This window comes from Phycisphaerales bacterium (genome assembly GCA_040217175.1).
Lineage (GTDB): Bacteria > Planctomycetota > Phycisphaerae > Phycisphaerales > UBA1924 > JAHCJI01.
Window position 1 is genome coordinate 681,388 of the sequence record JAVJNT010000001.1, and the last position, 19,310, is coordinate 700,697.

At 68.0% G+C, this 19,310-nt stretch carries 15 protein-coding genes; 11 read left to right on the plus strand and 4 right to left on the minus strand.

The genetic code is table 11. The features are described from left to right. The first annotated feature begins 93 nt into the window (after nt 1–93). From fabG to RIA68_03020, 6 genes are read left to right on the plus strand one after another with little or no spacing between them, the layout of a single operon-like run. Nucleotides 94–840, plus strand: a complete 747-nt coding sequence (gene fabG, locus RIA68_02995) for a 3-oxoacyl-[acyl-carrier-protein] reductase (protein MEQ8316401.1) — start codon at nt 94–96, stop codon at nt 838–840. Nucleotides 841–900: 60 nt separating this feature from the next. Then, nucleotides 901–1,950: an NAD(P)-dependent alcohol dehydrogenase gene (locus tag RIA68_03000; GenBank protein ID MEQ8316402.1), complete on the plus strand. Its 1,050-nt coding sequence runs from the start codon at nt 901–903 to the stop codon at nt 1,948–1,950. A gap of 10 nt (nt 1,951–1,960) precedes the next feature. Then, entirely contained in the window at nt 1,961–3,244 is a 1,284-nt protein-coding gene (locus tag RIA68_03005; GenBank protein ID MEQ8316403.1) for a divalent metal cation transporter, read from the plus strand. 18 nt (nt 3,245–3,262) lie between these two features. Continuing rightward, entirely contained in the window at nt 3,263–4,735 is a 1,473-nt protein-coding gene (locus RIA68_03010; protein MEQ8316404.1) for an alpha/beta hydrolase, read from the plus strand. Nucleotides 4,736–4,785: 50 nt separating this feature from the next. Continuing rightward, the gene (locus tag RIA68_03015; protein MEQ8316405.1) at nt 4,786–7,320 is read left to right on the plus strand and encodes an OPT/YSL family transporter; all 2,535 of its coding nucleotides are present in this window, start codon (nt 4,786–4,788) and stop codon (nt 7,318–7,320) included. A 12-nt stretch (nt 7,321–7,332) separates the two neighbouring features. Continuing rightward, nucleotides 7,333–8,091, plus strand: a complete 759-nt coding sequence (locus RIA68_03020; GenBank protein ID MEQ8316406.1) for a hypothetical protein — start codon at nt 7,333–7,335, stop codon at nt 8,089–8,091. A gap of 1 nt (nt 8,092) precedes the next feature. On the opposite strand, the gene RIA68_03025 is transcribed toward RIA68_03020, so the two are convergent. Continuing rightward, on the minus strand, nt 8,093–9,100 hold the full coding sequence (locus tag RIA68_03025; GenBank protein MEQ8316407.1) for an ABC transporter substrate-binding protein: 1,008 nt from the start codon (nt 9,098–9,100) through the stop codon (nt 8,093–8,095). A 258-nt stretch (nt 9,101–9,358) separates the two neighbouring features. Here RIA68_03025 and RIA68_03030 point away from each other — a divergent pair, with 258 nt between their 5' ends. The 4 genes from RIA68_03030 to RIA68_03045 are packed head-to-tail and all read left to right on the plus strand — an operon-like array spanning nt 9,359 to nt 15,829. After that, complete coding sequence (locus tag RIA68_03030; GenBank protein ID MEQ8316408.1) at nt 9,359–11,839, plus strand: secretin N-terminal domain-containing protein; 2,481 nt, start codon at nt 9,359–9,361, stop codon at nt 11,837–11,839. A gap of 21 nt (nt 11,840–11,860) precedes the next feature. Beyond that, entirely contained in the window at nt 11,861–13,546 is a 1,686-nt protein-coding gene (locus RIA68_03035; protein ID MEQ8316409.1) for a GspE/PulE family protein, read from the plus strand. A gap of 4 nt (nt 13,547–13,550) precedes the next feature. Then, complete coding sequence (locus RIA68_03040; GenBank protein ID MEQ8316410.1) at nt 13,551–15,239, plus strand: mechanosensitive ion channel; 1,689 nt, start codon at nt 13,551–13,553, stop codon at nt 15,237–15,239. Beyond that, nucleotides 15,239–15,829, plus strand: a complete 591-nt coding sequence (locus tag RIA68_03045) for a DUF1801 domain-containing protein (protein ID MEQ8316411.1) — start codon at nt 15,239–15,241, stop codon at nt 15,827–15,829. Before RIA68_03040 ends, RIA68_03045 begins: the two co-directional genes overlap by 1 nt. Before the next feature lie 6 nt (nt 15,830–15,835). On the opposite strand, the gene RIA68_03050 is transcribed toward RIA68_03045, so the two are convergent. The 3 genes from RIA68_03050 to RIA68_03060 form a co-directional block, all read right to left on the minus strand. Continuing rightward, entirely contained in the window at nt 15,836–16,882 is a 1,047-nt protein-coding gene (locus RIA68_03050) for a pyridoxal-phosphate dependent enzyme (GenBank protein ID MEQ8316412.1), read from the minus strand. Nucleotides 16,883–17,442: 560 nt separating this feature from the next. Continuing rightward, nucleotides 17,443–17,745, minus strand: coding sequence for a hypothetical protein (locus RIA68_03055; GenBank protein ID MEQ8316413.1), 303 nt, complete (start codon nt 17,743–17,745; stop codon nt 17,443–17,445). A gap of 59 nt (nt 17,746–17,804) precedes the next feature. Then, nucleotides 17,805–18,011: a hypothetical protein gene (locus RIA68_03060; GenBank protein ID MEQ8316414.1), complete on the minus strand. Its 207-nt coding sequence runs from the start codon at nt 18,009–18,011 to the stop codon at nt 17,805–17,807. Nucleotides 18,012–18,070: 59 nt separating this feature from the next. Here RIA68_03060 and RIA68_03065 point away from each other — a divergent pair, with 59 nt between their 5' ends. Continuing rightward, nucleotides 18,071–19,309 (plus strand): aminotransferase class I/II-fold pyridoxal phosphate-dependent enzyme, encoded by a 1,239-nt coding sequence (locus tag RIA68_03065; GenBank protein ID MEQ8316415.1) that lies wholly within the window; start codon nt 18,071–18,073, stop codon nt 19,307–19,309. Nucleotide 19,310 lies beyond the last annotated feature (1 nt).

Consider the following 19,310-nt stretch of genomic DNA (forward strand, 5'->3'; position numbering starts at 1 on the left):
GGCGGCGAAGACCGGATCGAACTCCTAAACTGGATCACTCCCACGGGGCGCGGCGAGCGCCCCGCTTTCTTTCCCGCCTTGGAGACCGCTCGCATGTCCGACGCCCCCACTCGAGTTGCCCTCGTCACCGGCGCCAGCCGAGGCATCGGCCGCGCCATCGCCACTCGCCTGGCCGCCGACGGCCGCCACGTGGTTCTCGCCGCTCGGTCGCAGGGCCCGCTCGACGAGCTCAAGGCCGAGATCGAGAACAGCGGAGGGCAGGCGACCGCGCTGGCCGTCGACGTGGGCGATCGTGCGTCGTTCGCCGGGGCCATCGAGGGCGTGGTGAAGGACCTGGGTCGGCTCGACGTCTTGGTCAACAACGCCGGCATCACGCGCGACGGCCTGCTCATGCGGATGACCGACGAGCAGTGGGACGAGGTGATCAGCGTCAACCTGACGAGCGCCTTCGCCGCCTGCCGGGCCGCGGCCCGCTCGATGATGAAGAACCGCTTCGGCCGGATCGTGAACATCGCCTCGACGTCGGGCGTCGTCGGCAACGCGGGCCAGGCCAACTACGCCGCCGCCAAGGCCGGCCTGATCGGCCTCACGCGCACGCTCGCGCGCGAGCTTGGCAGCAAGGGCGTGACCGCCAACGTCATCGCCCCGGGTTTTATCGAGACCGACATGACCAGCGGGCTGCCGGATGAAGTCGGGCAGACGGTGCTCAAGGCGATGAGCGTGCCGAGGCTCGGCGCCCCCGAAGACATCGCCGCCGCGGTCAGCTACGCGAGCAGCGACGAGGCGGGGTTCCTAACCGGCCAGGTCATCTGCGTAGACGGCGGCCTGACGATGTGCTGACCCGCTCCGTGGGCGGGCACAAGCTCGGCGTCGGGCCCGCCCGGGTTCTATGCTGCCGCCATGACGACCCCAACCAAGGCCTACGCCGCCCAGTCCGCAACCACGCCGCTCGGCCCCTTCGACATCCAGCGCCGCCAGCCGACGGCCACTGACGTCGAGATCGAGATCCTTTACTGCGGCGTGTGCCACAGCGACCTGCACTTCGCGCGCAACGAATGGGGCGGCACGACGTATCCCGTGGTGCCCGGGCACGAGATCCTCGGCCGCGTCACGCGCGTGGGCAAGGACGTGACGCGGTTCAAGGAGGGTGACCTCGCGGCCGTGGGTTGCATGGTTGACTCGTGCCGCGAGTGCGAATCCTGTAAGCAAGACCTCGAGCAGTTCTGCCAGAAGGGCGCCGTCTTCACGTACAACGGCGAAGACACGCACCTCGGTGGCCTCACCTACGGCGGCTACAGCCAGCGCATCGTGTGCGACGAGGCGTTCACGCTCAAGGTGCCGAAGAACCTCGACCCCGCCGCCGCCTCGCCACTGCTGTGCGCAGGCATCACGACCTACTCGCCGCTCAAGCGCTGGGGCGCGGGCAAGGGCAAGAAGGTCGGCATCGTTGGGCTTGGTGGCCTCGGCCACATGGGCGTCAAGTTCGCCCACGCCATGGGCGCCCACACCGTGCTGTTCACGACCTCGCCCGGCAAGGTCGAGGACGGCAAGAAGCTCGGCGCCGACGAGGTCGTGATCTCCAAGAACGAGGACGAGATGGCCGCCCACGCCGGCAGCTTCGACCTGATCCTCGACACCGTGAGCGCCGACCATGATCTCAACGCCTACCTGAACCTCTTGAAGGTCGACGGCACGCTCGCCGTCGTCGGCGCACCGCCCAACCCCCAGCCGCTGCAGATCTTCGGCCTGCTTATGCCCCGCCGCCAGATCGCCGGCTCGCTCATCGGCGGCATCGCCGAGACCCAGGAGATGCTCGACTTCTGCGGCGACAAGAACATCCAGTGCGAGATCGAGATGATCCGCATGGACCAGATCAACGAGGCGTACGAGCGGATGCTCAGGAGCGACGTGAAGTACCGCTTCGTGATCGACATGGCGAGCCTGTCCTAGCCTTCGCGGCATGGCCGCTCCGAACGCGTACCTGAAGGCCCTCGGCCCGGGCATCCTCTTCGCCGGGGCGGCCATCGGCGTCAGCCACCTCGTGCAGTCGACGCGGGCCGGAGCGGTGTATGGGCTGTCGCTGGTGCTCCTGGTGGTTCTCGCCCACCTCATGAAACTCCCGGCGATGCTGTTCGGGCCGAGGTACGCCGCGGCGACGGGGCGCTCGCTCCTCCACGCGTACCGGGCCCAGGGGCGTGCAACGCTCGGCGCGTTCGCCGTCATCCAGGTGGGCACGATGTTCACCATCCAGGCGGCGATCACGGCCGTGACGGCGGCGCTCGTCAAGCCCCTGGTCGTCGATCCGCTGCTGGCGCGCCTTGGCATCACCGACGCCGGTGCGCCGATGTGGGTCGTCGCAGCGGGCATCTTGCTCGCGTGCGTCGGGCTGCTGGCGTGCGGCGGCTACAAATGGCTCGACCGCGTGGTGAAGGCGCTGATGCTCGTGATGGTGGTCAGCACGGTCATCGCCGCGGGCATGCAGCTGCCAAACCTGGACCTGGGCGCGACGCCCGTGTGGCCGACCGAGTGGAACCTCGCGCTGCTGGTGTTCGCCGTGGCGCTCGTCGGCTGGATGCCCGCGCCGCTGGACATCACCGTGTGGCACTCGCTCTGGAGCCTGGCCAAGAACGAGCAGACAGGCCACGCCGCCAGCAAGCGCGAGTGCGAGCTGGACTTCTACGTCGGCTTTGCGCTGTGCATCGTGCTCGCCCTGGCGTTCGTCGTGCTCGGGGCCTCGCTCCTCTACGGCAGCGGCACGCAGCCCGCCGAGACCGCCGGGGCGTTCGCCAACCAATTGGTTGGGCTGTACACGCAGTCGCTGGGCGAGTGGGCCCGCCCGCTCATCGCGACCTGCGCCATCGCCGTCATGTTCAGCACGACGATCACGGTGCTCGATGCCATCCCGCGCACGATGTCGGCGCTGGTGGGCGAGTTCCGCGGCGTCGAGCCAAAGGGCAACCGCGGCTACTGGATCTGGCTGGGCGTGCTCGCGACCGGGGCGGTCGTGATCCTCGCGGCGTTCCTGCGATCGCTGTCGGACATGGTCGATCTCGCGACGACCCTGAGCTTCCTGGGCACGCCCGCGATCGCGTACTTCAACCACCGGGCGATGACGAGCGATGCCGTGCCCGCCGATCACCGGCCCGCGAGGTGGCTCATCGTGCTGAGCTGGGTGGGGATCGCGTTCTGGTCGGCCTTCGCGCTCGTCTTCGTGGTCACGTGGTTCCTCCGCTCGGGTTCGTAGCAACCGCTAGGCTTGGGCATGACGAGCGGACCTCGACGCCTCGCCGCTTCGGTCATCTTCTGGGTGTCCGCGTGCACGCTTGTCGTCGCCACGGTGGGGTGCCGGCACGAGACGAGGCTCGTCGACACGCCCCGCGTCATGGCCGGCGAGCGTGGCCGGCAGGTGTTCGATGCCCTGCCCGCGCACCTGCAGACCACCGACATCCCCGTGGTCTACTTCACAGATCGCCGCGATCGTTCGCTCGATGGCGACGACCCCGGCGCCATGCCCGACTACGGCAGCGAGCGCAGCCAGGACATCAGCTTCGGCGTCGCGCGGATCGGCCTGCTGCCCGAGCCGACCTGGGACGAGCTGGTCGAAGACAGCACGAGCGAAGATCGCACCCGCGACTACACGCTCACGGTTGAGTCGGTCGAACGGACCGGCACGATGGCGTCGCTGGAGGGAAGGCTGCGCGTCCGTGACGAGCAGGTCATCTATCCCGCGGAAGCCTCGCTTGCTTTCGCCCAAGACCTGGCCGACTTCCGCGCCACGCTCGAGCCATTCCTGACCGACGGGCCCGAGGGCAACGCGGCGCTCGTCTTCGTGCACGGGTTCAACAACGGCTTCGACGACGCCGTCCTGCGCCTGGGCCAGACCTGGCACGCCGCCGGACGCCACGGCATCCCGATCGTCTTTACCTGGCCGGCCGGGTTCGAGGCCTGGATCGCGCCGGTCGCGTACAACCACGACCGCGAGTCGGGTGAGTTCAGCGTGCTGCAGCTCAAGACCTTGCTGATGGCGCTGGCCGCGACCGAGGACATCGACCGGATCCACCTCGTCGCCCACAGCCGCGGGACCGACGTGACGACGACGGCGCTCCGGGAGATCGCCGCCGAGATCGAGGCCGCCCAGGGCCGGACGTTCTTCAGCCAGCGCACGCGGCAGGCCCTGGGCGAAGACGTCGACTTCGTCGAGCCGGCCTTCGCCGACGGCATCCGCCCCTCGGACGTGCTCAAGCTCGAGACGCTCGTGCTCGTGGCGCCCGACCTGGACATCGACATCTTTACCCAGCGGTTCATCTCCGAGCGCGTCATGCGGATCGCGCGTCGGGTCGTCGTGTATACCTCGAAGGAAGACGGGGCCCTCGGGCTCGCCCGGCTCTTCTTCGCGAGCCGCGACCGCCTGGGCGATGCACAACTCGAAGACTTTGACCCGATCAGCCGATCGCTCATCAACGACCTGCCCAGCATCGAGATCGTCGAGTGCCGCGTGGGTGGCGTGAGCTCCCATGCGTACCTGTTCGAGCACCCCGCGGCGCTGTCGGACATGATTATGGTCATCCGCGACGGCCTGAAACCGGCCGGCAGCGGCGAAGGCCCGGAGCCGCGATCGGCCGATGCTCCCTTGGACGTGCGGCCGCTGCAGGTCCTCGAGCCGGGGTTCTACCTGCTCGACGAGACCTACCTCGAGCGTGTTGAGTATTCGGAATCGCAACTGCCTCCGGGATGACCCGCGACGGCGGCCGCCATACGTTTCGGCAACTCGTTGGAGGCGTCCGCATGAGCGAAGACCCCGGCACCCCGGACCCACGGCCCCAGAACCCACAGTCTTCCACCGGCGTCAACCCGGATGCCCTGGCCGACCCGCCGGGGCCCGGATCATCGACGCCGGTCGATGCGCCCCCGGCCAATCCGCCCGCGCATAGCAGCGGGCTGTTCGACCCGCGCTACCGCGAGGTCACGATCGCCTCGATCATCTTCGGCTTGATCGTCGGCGCGATCATGAACGCCGCCATTACCTACGCGGGCCTGAAGATCGGCTTCACGATCGTCGGCAGCGCCATCGCGGCGGTGCTGGGCTTCGGCGTGCTCCGCGGCCTCCTGCGAAAGGGCACGATCCTCGAGACCAACATCGGGCAGACCATCGCCAGCGCGGTCAACACGCCCAACTCGGGCGTCATCTTCACCGTGCCGGTGCTGTACCTCCTGGGCTATTCGCTCCTGCCCAGCAGCCTGGACTTCTGGCTCATCACGCTCGCGTGCGTCGCGGGCGCGATCCTCGGCTGCGCCTTCATCATCCCGCTGCGCAAGCAGATGATCGACATCGACCGGCTGCGGTTCCCCAGCCCGACGGGCGTTGCGGTCATCCTCAAGAGCCCGGGCGCGGGGGCGAAGAAGTCGATCGTGCTCGTCGCGGGCATCCTGCTCGGGGCGCTCATCTACCTGCCGGTAGGGCTGCCCGCACTCGGCCTCAACGCCTCCGTCGACGATCTCGACGCCCTCGTCGAGCGCGAACGCATCGCCGAGTCCGATGCCGAGCGAACGCGCATGATCGCGGGCTGGATCGAAGACGAGTCGGTTCCCAGCGATGTGCTGGCGCGGGGCGCGCTCCTTGCTGCATTGAGCGACGCTCAGGAAGAGCAGGCAGAAGAAGACACGATCCAGGTGCTCGAAGCCCAGCTCGAAACAGCACCATCGGCAGAAGGCGTGAGCGACAAGCTTGCCGAGGCCGCATTCCTCGCGTCCTCCGGAGACCGACCCTGGGACTCGTTGAAGTCCAAGGCGCTGGGCTGGGCACAAGCGCCGCTGCCCGGCTACGCCGACGTCGGCTGGCGGCTCCCGGCCGAAGAGGATGAAGCGTCCGACAAGCTCACCCTGCGGGTCGACCGCGACCGCAACGATCGCCCGGACCTGCTGCTGACCGACAGCAGCGTCGATGTCGGCCGATTCCTCGGGCTGCCCGACCAGTTCCAGCTCGTCTTTGCCATCGCGCCCTTCGCCATCGGCGCGGGCTTCATTACGGGTCGCGCGGGCCTGATGGTGCTGGCGGGCGGCATCCTGGCCTACTTCATCATCAACCCGCTGGTCTACTCGATGGGCTGGGCGCCGGCGACTATCCGAGCGCACGAGGCCCCCGGCTACGCGTTCGGCGCATTCAACCGGCCGCTGGGCATCGGCCTGCTGCTGGGCGGCGCGCTCATGGGCGTGGTGTTCGCGCTGCCGGCCATCCGTGAGGCGATGAAGAGCATCGCCAGCGCCAGCTTTGGCAAGAAGAAGGGCGGCTCGGACGAGCTGGGCCTGAAGGTGCTCGTCGTCAGCGTGCTGGCGGCCCTGCTCCTGCTGTTCCTGGCCGCCGACTTCGTTGGCAACAAGCCCGTCAACCTGACCGACCCGATCAGCGAGATCGAACTGAGCGGCGAGGGCGCCCCCGAAGACCAACCCACCACCAGCTACGGCGGATACACGCTGGCGTTTGCTGGGCAGGACACGCTCGACGCGTGGAACGCCTGGACGCCCGAGCAGCGAGATGAGTACCTGGCCGCCAACGACCTGAAGCCCGGCTGGCTGGCGTGGATGAACCCCCACCTGCGCGCCCTGGTCATCGCGCTCGTGGGCGCGGCGTGGATCTGGTTCGCCGGCATCATCATCGCTCAGTGCACGGGCATGACCGACTGGTCGCCGATCTCGGGCATGGCGCTGCTGACCGTCGTGCTGGTGCTGCTGCTCTCGGGCTCGGGCGCGGTCGTCGGGGCGGTGCTGCTCGGGGCGGCCCTGTGCGTGGCCATTACCTGCGCCGCCGACATGATGGGCGACCTCAAGACCGGCTACCTCGTCGGCAGCCAGCCCAAGCGTCAGCAGATCGTCGAGCTGGTCTCCACCGGCCTCGGTCCGGTCGTCTGCATGCTGGTTCTCGCGACGATCGTCGCCGTCAACCTGAAGGCAACCGACGGGCAGATCCCCATCGGTCCGGGCACGCCCACCGTCGCGCCGCAGGCCCAGGCGCTCCAGGCCGTCATCACCGGCGTGCAGGGCGGTGAGATGCCCTACGCCCTCTACGGCTTCGGTGCCTTGCTGGGCGCGTTGCTTGGCCTGGGCGCCTTCCCGGGGCTGGGTGTGCTCGTGGGCCTGAGCATGTACCTGCCGTTCATCTACATCAGCACGTACGGCCTTGGCTGCATCATCAACATGATCGTGGTGAAGGCCAAGGGCAAGCGGTGGAGCGAGGACTGGGGCGTGCCGTTCGCGGCCGGCCTTGTCGTGGGCGAGGCCATCCTCGCGCTCATCATCAACCTCACCGTCCTGGCGATCGGGTAAGGGAGCGCTGCCATGAAGATCCTCGGCTTCCTCATCATCACCGCCGCCCTCGTCCTTGGTGTCGCCGTCTCGCCCACGGCGTACGTGCCACCGCTCGACATGCCCGACGAGCAGCTCGTGGGCCTCACGCTCAACTCCTCGGCGGGCCTGGCCACTCCGGAAGTTCCGCCGGCCGACCCCGCCGCCCCGGGCGAGCCGATCGCGGAAACCAACACGGTGCTGACGGCTGAACTGCTGGACGAGCTCCGCGCCAACGGCGTGGAGCGGGTGCGCGTCAAGGAGTTCTCCTTCGGCCGGTGGACGGGCAAGTGGTGGTTCCTGCTCGCGGTGGTCGGCCTGTTCGTCGGAGCGGCCCTGGTGCGCATGGACATGCGGCAGCGGCTCGCCGCCTCAAGAGAGGGCGAGGGCCTGACGCCCGGCACCAACTCGCCCGACGCCTCGCTGGCGGCCATCATCGAGGCCATCGAGAGCCTCCGCCGAGACCTGCCGCACATGACGACCGAGCACGACCGCGAGGCCGCGATCATCGAGCGGCTGGGCGAGGTGCAGGCCGTGCACGTGCCCGCGTTCGTCGACTCTCGCGAGAGCATCGTCTCGGCCCGTGGCCTGGCTGGCTACGCCGCGGTGATGGATCGCTTCGCCGCCATGGAACGCCAGATCAACCGCGCCTGGTCGGCTGCCGCCGACGCGGTTGACGACGAGGCCCAGGACTGCATCGAGCGCGCGTCGGCGTTGGCGGTAGAGACGAAGGCGGCGCTCGAACCGCGTTAGGTCACAGCGCCTCCCACCCAAACCCCGCCGGCACCCGATCCTCCCGCTCGTGCAGCCACGCCACCAGCCACTCGAACGCATCGACGAGCCTCGGCCCGGGCCGGTTGAAATACTGGTTGCCATCGACGAGCGCGACCTTGCCGTTCTGGACGGCGGGGAGTGATCGGAACCAGTCTTGCCCGGCGATCTCGGCCGTCGCGTGGTGTGTCTGCTCCAGCGTCAGGCCGCAGGGGGCGATGACGAGTGCTTCGGGAGCCGTGGCCGCGAACACCTCTGGCGGGACGGCGATCGACTTGCCCGCCACGCGCTCGCTGTGCATGGCGCCCGCCGCGGCACCGGCGTCTTCCTTGGGAACGGTCTCGTTCAGCGGGTGCCGCCCGCCCGCACGCTCGATGAGTTGCACGGTCCAGTGGCCGGCGATGAACAGCGGGTCGGTCCATTCGAGGAAGCCAACGACCGGCGCGTACGCGAAGCTCGGCACGATCTCGGCCGCCGCGTAGAAGCGCTCCCGAAGCGCCGCGACGGCGCGCGTTGCCTCGTCTTCCCTGCCGATCGCCGCGCCGATGGCCAGGCAGTCGTCGTACACCTGCTCGAGCGTGTGCGGATCGAGGCTGATGACCCGGGGCTCGCTGCCGGTCTTCTGACCGATGCGTCGGGCCGCCGCCTGCACTTCCGGTAAGGCGATGCTGCAGACTTCGCACAGGTTTTGCGTGAGGATGATGTCGGGCCGCAGCGACTCGAGCATCTCGATGTCCAGAGAGTAGAGAGACGGGGGCGCGTCGCCCCCGGACGCGTTCGAGAGCGTTTCGCGGACCTGCCGATCGACGTCGGCCGCCGCGCCCACCGAACCAGGACCGCCGGCGTAGGTGGTCCGGGCGGCGGTCAGTACCGGCAGGTGGCCCAGGCCGTCGGGGAAGTCGCACTCGTGGCTGCGGCCGACGAGCAGGTCGGTGCCGCCGACCAGGCACAACGCTTCGGTGGCCGAGGGCAGGAGGCTGACGATTCGCATACGGGCGGGGCCCTCCCTTTGACGGCTTGCGTGCGTCGAATCCCGATCGCTGCACGCCCGGGCTCGATCAGGCCGATGAGCCCCAGCAAGGCCACATCGGTCGGCGGCTGGACGGGAGGGGATCGGGGCCGAGGACGATCTTCGGATCACCTCGATCAAGTAGCTTCCCGAGCGCGAAGACCATAGAACCCTAGCCCCCGCGCCCCAATGCCTTATGGGGCGACCCGCACGGGGCACGCGACCGGCAGGAGATGGACGATGCCGCAGAGGACCGAACGGGCGAGCAAGAACGAGCGGGGCCTGGCCCTCGCGATCGCGGCCGGGCTTGCGATCTCGCTGGCGTCGACCGCCGCCATGGCCCAGAACCAGCCCCAGGGCAACCCCGCCGGCGAACGCTCGCCCGCACTCGTGCCCGAGCCCGCCGCCCAGTCGGACGAGCCGATCATCATCGGCCCCTTCGCCGAGCCCGTACAGCTCCGCACGCTCTTGGACATCGCCGTCGCCCGCCTGGGCGTGCAGCTCGCGGTCGACACGAGCCTGACCGGCAGCGTGATGATCACCCAGGAGCTGCGGATCCCGCCCGACCAGTACCTGCTGCTTCTCAATTCGTTCCTCGAGCAGAACGGCTTCGCGATGGTGCCCGGCGCCATCGACGGCTTCTTCCAGGTCATGCCGAAGGCCAGCGTCCCATCGAAGCCCGTCGGCGACCTGGCTACGACGCTGGTGATCCGCACGCCGAACACGAAGCCCAGCGTGCTCCAGCAGGCCATCGTGAGCCAGACATCGACGGACGGCTCTCGCATCGCCGCGCTGGACGAACTGGGCGTGCTGATCGTGACCGCCTCGCCGGGCACCGCGATGGAGATTCGCGACCTGGTCGACCGCATCCTGGCCGAGCGCGACCAGCAGCGGCTGATCCCCTTCGAGCTGACGCATGTTGCCGCGGTCGCCGCCCGCGACCAGGTACTCCGCCTCGCAGGGGTTCTCGAAGAGTCGAGTTCCGCGCCCGGCCTCCCCGACCCCCGCGGCCGCAGCGGCCAGCCCGAGGGCGGCGGCTCGTTCGTCTCCTCGGCCCTGAGCAACCTGGGCCAGCGGCTCATCGTGGCGCCATCGGGCAACCGACTGCTCTTCCGAGGCACCGAAGACGAAGCCGACCGCGTCGCCGAGCTCATCAGCATCGTCGACGTGAAGGACGACCTCCAGCCCACGCGGTATCGCACGGGCTCGGCGACCGCGAACGTCGCCGCTCTCGCCGAGCAACGCGGGCTGGGCAGCGTGATCCAGTTCTCGAGCATGGATGATGCCGGCGGGATCGGACAGTTCCCCGGTCAGGTCCGCGGCCTGCCGGGCCAGGGCTTCGGCCAGCCGCAGCCCGTCCAGGGCGGTTCGGCCATCGTCGTCGACGAGATCGGCCAGAGCATCGTCTTCTACGGCACGCCCGAGCAGCACGAACAGTTTGCCGCCCTCGTCGCCGAGTACGACCCGGGCGACGAGCAGGTCGTCATCCGCAATTACGAGCTCGACTGGGCCGAGGCCGAGGCGGTCTCCACGCTGCTCAACGAGCTGATCGAGGGTGCGTCCGCGGCCGCCAGCGGCGACCTCTTGCCCGGCTCGGGCCAAACCGGGAGGCAGGCGACCGCACGGCAGCCGCGATTGCCCGACCAACAGCCCGCACCAGAGGGCGCCTTCGGCGACATCCAGAGCCCCGACGCCTTCGTGACCTACGACGAGTCGACCAACCAGGTCATGGTGCGGGCGCCGCTCAAGATGCAGGCCGAGTTCCGTCGCATCATCGAGACCATCGACAAGCGCCGACCGCAGGTGTTCATCGAGGCCAAGATCCTCGCCGTGACCTGGACCGACGACATGCGGCTGGCCTTCGAGAGCCAGATCATTAACTCGGGCGGCAGCGAAGGACTGTTCCAGACCAACTTCGGTCTGACCGAGCCCAGCGGCGACGCGACCGACCGAAACGTCGTCGGCGACGGCCTGCTGGGCTTTACCTCGGCCGTCATACGTAGCAACTACGTTCCGATCGTCATCAACGCCTTCCAGCGGAACGTCAACGGCCGCATCCTGGCCAGCCCGCAGCTCCTGGTCGACAACAACACCGAATCGACCATCGTCAGCGTCGAAGAGCAGCCCACGACCACGACCAGCCAGGGCGGCGAGACCACCGAGGTCTCCTTCGGCGGCTTCGAGGAAGCCGGCCCGCAGTTCACCGTCACCCCACGGATCAATCCCGGGGGCTTCGTCACGCTGAACTACGACCTCACCCTTTCCAACTTCGTTGGTTCGGGCAGCGATGGCATCCCGCCACCCCGATTCGAGCGCACGCTGACGAGCGAGTCGGTGACGATCCCCAGCGATTCGACGATCATCGTCGGCGGAATCACCATCGAGGACGACGGCAAGACGCAGGTGCGAGTGCCGCTCCTGGGCAGCATCCCCATCCTGGGGTACCTGTTCTCCGATACGTCGTGGAACGATTCGAAGACGACGCTCTACGTCTTCATCACGCCAAGGGTCCTTTACGAGCCGACCATCCGCGACTACGAGTTGCTGACCGAGGGACCAAGAAGGGTCGCCGAGCTCGACGACGACGTACCTGAACTGGAAACCTACATGCTCCGCGTGATGGTGCCCAAGGACTTCACGCCCGGCGGGACCGCCGGCGACGCGACGCCCGACGACGACTACGGCATCGAGATCATCGAGCCCGGTACCCAGGGTTCCTGAGCAGGCCGAGGGCACGCGACCATGAGCAAGCTGACCCTCCGGGGCAACAAGAACGGCTCGAAGAAGGAGAGCAACGGCGCCGACGCGATCAACGCTCGGGCGTCCGGGGATGCGCTCCCGGGCGTCGCTCGAGCGCTGCGGGTCCCACGCCTGACCGCCGACGCGCTGCGTGCCTTCCGCGAGATGCCCGGTTCGGATACCGAGCCCTGGGACATGCTCATCAGCGCAATGGCGACCGACGAGCAGAGCTCGCTCAAGCTGCTGGCCGACCGCACGGGCCTGCCCTTCGTCGCAGAGCCCAGGCTGAACGACAGCGCCATGCGCTTCTATGAGTTGGTGCCACCGGATGTGGCCCGCGAGCGTCACGTCGGCGGCGTCGAGAGCGACGGCCGCACCATGACGGTTGCAACTGCCCAGCCGATGCAGCCGGCATTCTTCGCCCAGCTCGAGGAGCACCTGGGCATGCCGCTTCGGCTGGTGCTCACGCCGCGGGCCGTCGTGCAGAGCCTGGTGAACCGCGGGTACGAGAAACGGCAGGACCTGGTCACCGAGATCATCGAGGAGATGCCCCTCGACGAGGGAGCCATCGCCAGTGCGGCGGGCTCGATCGGCAGCGGCAACGACCTGCTCGCTCTTGCGCGCCAGGGCCCGGTCATCCGCCTGGTGAACATGATCTTGTTCGAGGCGCTGCGTCGCCGCGCCAGCGACGTACACGTCCATCCCGAAGAGACCAGGCTCAACATCCGCCTTCGCGTCGACGGCATGCTGGTCGATGCCTTCAGCCCTCCGCTGAGCCTCGCGCCGGCCATCAGCAGCCGCCTGAAGGTGATGACCGAGCTCGACATCGCCAACCGCCACAGCCCGCAAGACGGCCAGACCACCGTGCGTGTCGGCAGCCACAAGGTCGACATCCGACTCAGCGTCATCCCGACGGTCCACGGCGAGCGGCTCGTCATGCGCCTGCTCGACCAGGGCCAGAACAAGCTCAGCCTCGACACCCTGGGCATGACCCAGGAAATGCAGCAGGAACTGAAGGACACGGTCGATCGGCCCAACGGCATGCTGCTCGTCACCGGACCCACCGGCTCGGGCAAGACCACCACGCTGTACTCGGCGCTGGGCATGGTCGACCGGGCATCGCGCAATGTGATGACCATCGAGGACCCGGTTGAGTACCGCCTCGAGGGCATCAGCCAGATGCAGGTCAACGTCAAGCGGGGCGTGACCTTCGCAGCCGGCCTGCGCAGCCTGCTGCGTCAGGACCCCGACGTCATCCTCGTCGGCGAGGTCCGCGATCACGAGACGGCCCAGCTCGCCGTGCAGGCTTCGCTCACGGGCCACCTTGTGCTCGCCACGCTGCACACCAACGACGCGCCCAGCGCCATCCCGCGCTTGCTGGACATCGGCATCGAGCCCTTCCTGGTGACGAGCTCGCTCCTGGGCGTCATGGCCCAGCGCCTGGTCCGCCGCCTGGCGACCAAGGAAGAGCAGGCCGAGACGGGCCAGCAGTACAAGGGCCGCATGGGCGTTTACGAACTCATGCGCATGAACGACGAGCTGCGCACGCTGACCGCCCAGCGCGCCGACGGCGTGCTGCTCATGGAGGCCGCCAAGCGGGCCGGCTTCAAGCCCATGATCGAGGACGCCAAGATGAAGGCCGCCAGGGGCATGACCGACGAGGCCGAGATCAAGCGCGTGCTAGCCTGACCCCATGCGTGGCTTTCTGAAGTTGCTGCTGTGCACGATCCTGCTCGTCACGAGCGTGTGCGCGGCTCAGGATGCGGGCGAGCCCGTCTACACGCAAGACGAGATCAATCCGTCGCTCGAAGCAATCGAGTCGCTCGATCCACCGCCGGTGCTCGAAACCCCGCAATCGGCGCTCGAGTTCTTCGTAGCGGCGTGCGACGACGACGACTTCACGCGCGCCGCCCATGCGCTCAACTTCCGCTTGATGCCCGACGTGTCGTCGCAAGACGCCGCCCGGCTCGCCGAGAAGCTTTTCTTCGTGATGAACCAGGAGCTCTGGATCGACTGGGAATCCCTGCCCGATCGGCCTGATGGCATGGACGACAGCGCTCCGCTGAACGAGTCGGGCCCGATGATCGGCCAGCCGCGCAAGAGCATCCCGATCGGATCGATCGACTTGGGCGACCGCGACGCGACCATCCGTCTGCAACGCGTCACGACCGGTGGCGATGGAGAAACGCCACGCTGGCTGATCTCGCCCTACACCGTCCAGAACATCGACGCGATGTACGAGGCCCACGGCCCCGGCTGGCTGGACGAACGCATGCCCGAGTGGGCCCGCGTGCGCGGCTGGGGCGGCGTGATGGTGTGGCAGATCATCGCCATGATCCTCACGTTCGTGCTCGCGCCGACCATCGCGTGGGCGGGCACGTGGTGCCTCAAGTGGCTGCTCAAGCGGGCGCCCGTTCCGGCCATCGGAATCTACGACGCGCTGCACTGGCCGGTGACGTTCTTCATCGCGGCGATCATGATCTCGATCGCCTTCAGCGTCGGCCTTTCCCTGCCGGGCAACATCGGCACGATCGTCGACCCGCTGGTACTGCTGCTCGTGGCCGGTACCGGCGCCTGGATCGCCATGCGGGCAATGAATTTCGTCGTCGAAAACATCGCCAAGCGGGCCGTCCGGCACTCGCACGAGGACGAGTCGGCCCAGCAGAGCGTGCTGACGACCGTCACGATCGTCCGTCACGTGCTCGTCCTGCTCATCGCGGCGATCGCACTGGGCATCGTGCTGTCACAGTTGAGCGGATTCCGATCCATCGGCATCGCCCTGCTGTCTTCGGCCGGCGCGGTCGCGCTCATCGTGGGCATCGCCGGCCACGCCGTGCTGGGGAATCTGATCGCGGGCCTGCAGATCGCCTTCACCCAGCCGTTCGCGCTGGGCGATTCGGTCTACATCCAGGACAACTACGGTACGATCGAAGACATCACTTACACGTACGTCATCGTTCGAACGTGGGACTACCGGCGATTGGTCATCCCCATCCGCTACTTCATCGACAACTGGTTCGAGAACTGGAGCCTTCGCGACGCGTTCCTCGTCAAGCCGATCTACCTGCACGTCGACTACAGCGCGAGCATCGACGCCGTGCGCGAGAAGTTCATCGAATTGGTCAAGGACGACGACGATTGGGCGAGCGATCGCGACGACCCGACCGTGCTCGCCTACGAGGCGAAGGAAGAATCGCTCATCGTCCGGCTGACCTGCGCCGCGAAGGACCCCAGCACCGCGTGGGACCTGCACTGCCGCATCCGCGAGCAGATGATCGAGTGGTTGCAAGACGTCGAGGACGGACGCTGGCTGCCGCGGCAACGGATCGACGTTGCGAGGCTCGACTCGGGTCAACAGGCTGACGCACAGGAGGATTCGTGATGCCGACCGCCAAGCCCACCACAATTCCCGCGTACATGAAGTCGCTGCCGGCCGACCGCCGCGAGCTCGTGCAGGCCATCCGCGACACGATCAACAAGAACATCGATCCGGTGTTCGAGGAGGGCATGCAGTACAACATGCCCGCGTGGTACGTGCCGCACTCGGCCTACCCCGCCGGCTACCACTGCGATGCCAAGCAGCCCCTGCCCTTCGCCAGCGTCGCCAGCCAGAAGAGCCACGTGGGCATCTACCTGTTCTGCCTCTACCAGGACGAAGCCAGGCAGGCCGAGTTCGTGAAGGCGTGGAAGGCGACCGGCTCCAAGCTCGACATGGGCAAGAGCTGCATCCGCGTGAAGAAGCTCGAGGACGTGCCGCTCGACGTGCTGGGAAAGGCCATCAAGAAGATGAAGGCCAAGGCGTTCATCGCGTCCTACGACGCCGTTCGGCCCGATGGGCCCAAGGGCATGAACGCGAAGGGCGCGAAGGTCACGAAGAAGAAGGTCGAGAAGAAGACGACTACGAAGAAGAAGGCGGCGACCAAAAAGACGACGAAGAAGGCCGGCAAGAAGACCGCGGCGCGCAAGAAGTAGGCTTCCCTACCCCTCGCCCACGCCGTCGATCGCCGCCAGATCGACGTTGCCCCCGCTCAGCACGATGCCGATGCGTCGGCCCGCGACCGCGCCGGGCTCGTCGTGGGCCAGCCGCAGCAGGCCGGCGACGCCCAGCGCCCCCGACGGCTCGACCACCAGCTTGAATCGCTCCAGGCAGAATCGCATCGCCGCCACGATCTCGTACTCGTCGACGGTCACGAACCGGTCGACGTGCCGCAGCACGAGCGGGAAGGTGTACCGCCCGAGGCTGGGCGTGCGCGTGCCGTCGGCGATGGTGTCGGGGTTGCGCACCGCGTGCAGCACGCCGCTGCGGAAGCTCCGCGCCGCGTCGTCGGCGTTGGCCGGCTCGACGCCCACGACCTGGCACCCGGGGCTCATGCTGCCAGCGACGATGGCCGAGCCGCTGAGCAATCCCCCGCCGCCGCAGGGCGTGAGCAAGAGGTCGAGCGCGCTAACGTCCTCGAACAGCTCGAGCGCCGCCGTCCCCTGGCCCGCGATGACGTGCGGGTGGTCGTAGGGCGGGACGATCGTCAGCCCCTCGGCCTCGGCGATGGCCCCGCCGACCTCCTCACGCACCTGCGTCGCCGCGTCGTACTCGACGATCCTCGAGTTCTCATGCCCCCGCCGGATCTCGCGTTTGGTCGATTCAAGCTTCACGCGCGGCGCGTTGGTCGGCATGACGATCACGGTCGGGATGCCCAAGTCGGCCCCCGCCCGCGCGATGGCCTGGGCGTGGTTGCCGCTGCTGTACGTCAGCACGCCCTTCACGCTCTCATCGAGCTGCAACAAGGCGTTCGTCGCGCCGCGGATCTTGAAGGCCCCGGTGTGCTGGAGGCTCTCGCACTTGAGGAAGACCTCGGTCCGCTCGCCCTTCAGCTGCCGCGCCAGGACGTCGTCCAGCGGCGTGCGATCGAGCACCGGCGTCCGCCGCACGCGGCCGGCAATGCGTTCCGCGGCCGCACGCACCTCATCGAACGCGACGGCGTCGACCAGGGACATGTCCGGCTTCGATCCCTCATGGGTCGCGGGCATACCCGAGCCTATGCAAACACGCACGAAAAAGGCCGGAGCTCCGAAGAGCGCCGGCCGTTGGGATACGCGTCCTGTGCTTCCGCAGGAGCCGTTCCCGCGCGATCACCGCGCGGCACGGACCCCGTCGGGTCCGTTGGTCAGCGCAGTGACCCGTCGTTGGACCTCTGCTCGAGATCCTGACTGAAGTACGACACTGGATCACCTCCTTTATGCACGGGCCCCTTCGGGCCGACCCGCCCGGCCGCCGCGGCCCTCAACCTGCAATGGGTCGAAGCAGGGCCGCCGTCGGGCTCTTTCCCCGGAGTCGGCACTCCGGGCACACCGCCTGGTCCGCACCAGCGAACCAGTCGCCGCGGCCGCTCTCGCCGGGGGGTGCACGGGCCTTGGTCCCATGCCCCGCGGCGTGCGCTTCGCGGACGCGTGGGATTGTACGTTGCGTCGGGGGCGTGGGTTCCCACCGGGGCCACACCTTCAGAGCCCGCTTCGTAGAAACGTTCAGACCGTCATCACTCTTTAGCCGTCGCGGCTAGCTAGTTCTACGCGTCTCAAGCCGTGCGTGCTCACGCACGCGCCTCGGATGCAGTGGCCTCGCCGCGTCGCTGCCACAGGCCAGCCAGGATGACCACGGACAAGAGCAGCAGGTACACGACGATCAGAAGTGGCTGGGCGACGGGCTTGTACTCAACCGGCGCGAGGAGCTGGGCGATCGTGGCAACAACCAGGATGACCACCGCAAACGAAGAGGTTCTCGGGCAAGCGTCGATGTCGCACACCGTGCCGCGGCGACGATACGACCAGAACCCCAGGCCTAGCACAAGCAGCAGGCCGGCAGGGATCAGGATGTATTCCAGCAACTGGACCATCGCCACTGCATCGTACCGTTCTCACCTCGTCGACTTTGTGTATCTAGCACTCTTTCCTGCTATTTCAGTTCCTCGAACGCCCCCTTCTTCGCCTCCTCATCCAGGTACTTCTGGAAGTCGCCGGTCTTGTAGCTGACGAAGCAGAAGACGTGGTGCAGCGTGACCCATTCGAGGTCGCTCTCGTCCTTGTCCAGGTCTTGGCGGAGGCGGTTGAGCTCGGCCAGCAGCTTCTCGGCGCGGATGGTCTGGTGGGGATCGTCGGGCATGGAACGGGGCTCCTGTGGAGGTGTGGACCGAATCGGCCCAACGCTACGATGATGGTGCCATGACCGCCACCGACCCTGCCGCCTCCCCCACCCTTCAGTCCATCCAGTCCGAGCGCCTCGCCGCGCTGCCGACCTATCTCTTCCACCGGCTCGACGCGGCCAAGGCCGAGTACCGCGCCCGCGGGCCGGGGGCGCCGCTGATCGACCTCGGGGTTGGCGATCCCGATCGCCCGACCCCCGACTTCATCGTCAGCGCGCTCCGGCAGGCCGTGAAGGACCCCACGACCCACCGCTACCCCGCGAGCAAGGGTTCAAAGAAGTTCCGCCAGGGCGCGGCCCGGTTCATGCAGCGGCGCTTCGGGGTCACCGTCGACGCCGATCGGCACGTGCTGGCGTGCATCGGCAGCAAGGAGGGCATCGCCCACCTGCCCCTGGCGGTCGTCAACCCCGGGCGGGCGATCCTGTGCCCGAGCCTGGGCTACCCGGTCTACCACGCCGGGGCGATCCTGGCCGACGCCCGGCCGGTCAGCATGCCGATGCGGGCCGCCAGCGGCTGGACGCCCCTGTGGGAGGAGGTCCCGCCCGCCGACGTCGAGGATGCGGCGCTCATGTGGGTGAACTATCCGAACAACCCGACCGGCGCGTCGGTGCCGCTGGACTTCTACACGCAGGCCGCCGGCTTCGCGCGCGACCACGGCATCATCCTGGCCAGCGACCAGGCGTACAGCGAGCTCTACTACGAGAAGGACATGCCCGACAGCCTCTGGAAGGCCAAGGGCACCGACATCGACCGCGACCCCTTCATCGAGTTCCACAGCCTGAGCAAGGGCTTCAACATGACCGGCTGGCGCATCGGCTTCGCCGTGGGCCACCAGGCCGTCATCGACGCGCTGGCCAAGGCCAAGGGCCCCATCGACAGCGGCGCCTTCACGGCCGTGCAGGAAGCCGGCATCGTCGCGCTGGAGAACTTCGACCACGACGACATGGACGCCCTCCGCGCCATGTACGTCGAGCGCCTCGACGCGACCATGGAGGGCGTCAAGAAGATCGGCGCCAAGGCCGAGCGGCCCAGGGCCGGCCTGTTCGTCTGGGCCCAGTGCCCGGCCGAGAAGGGCGGGGCGCCGATGGACTCGTGGGCGTTCGCCATGCGGTGCATCGCGGAGGCGGGCGTCAGCCTCGTGCCCGGCGCGGGCTTCGGCGAGGACGGCAAGTACTGGTTCCGCATCGCCATGACCGTCGAGGCCGAAAAGATCGCCGAGGCATTCGGCCGCGTCGCGGCCATCGACTGGAGCAAGTAGC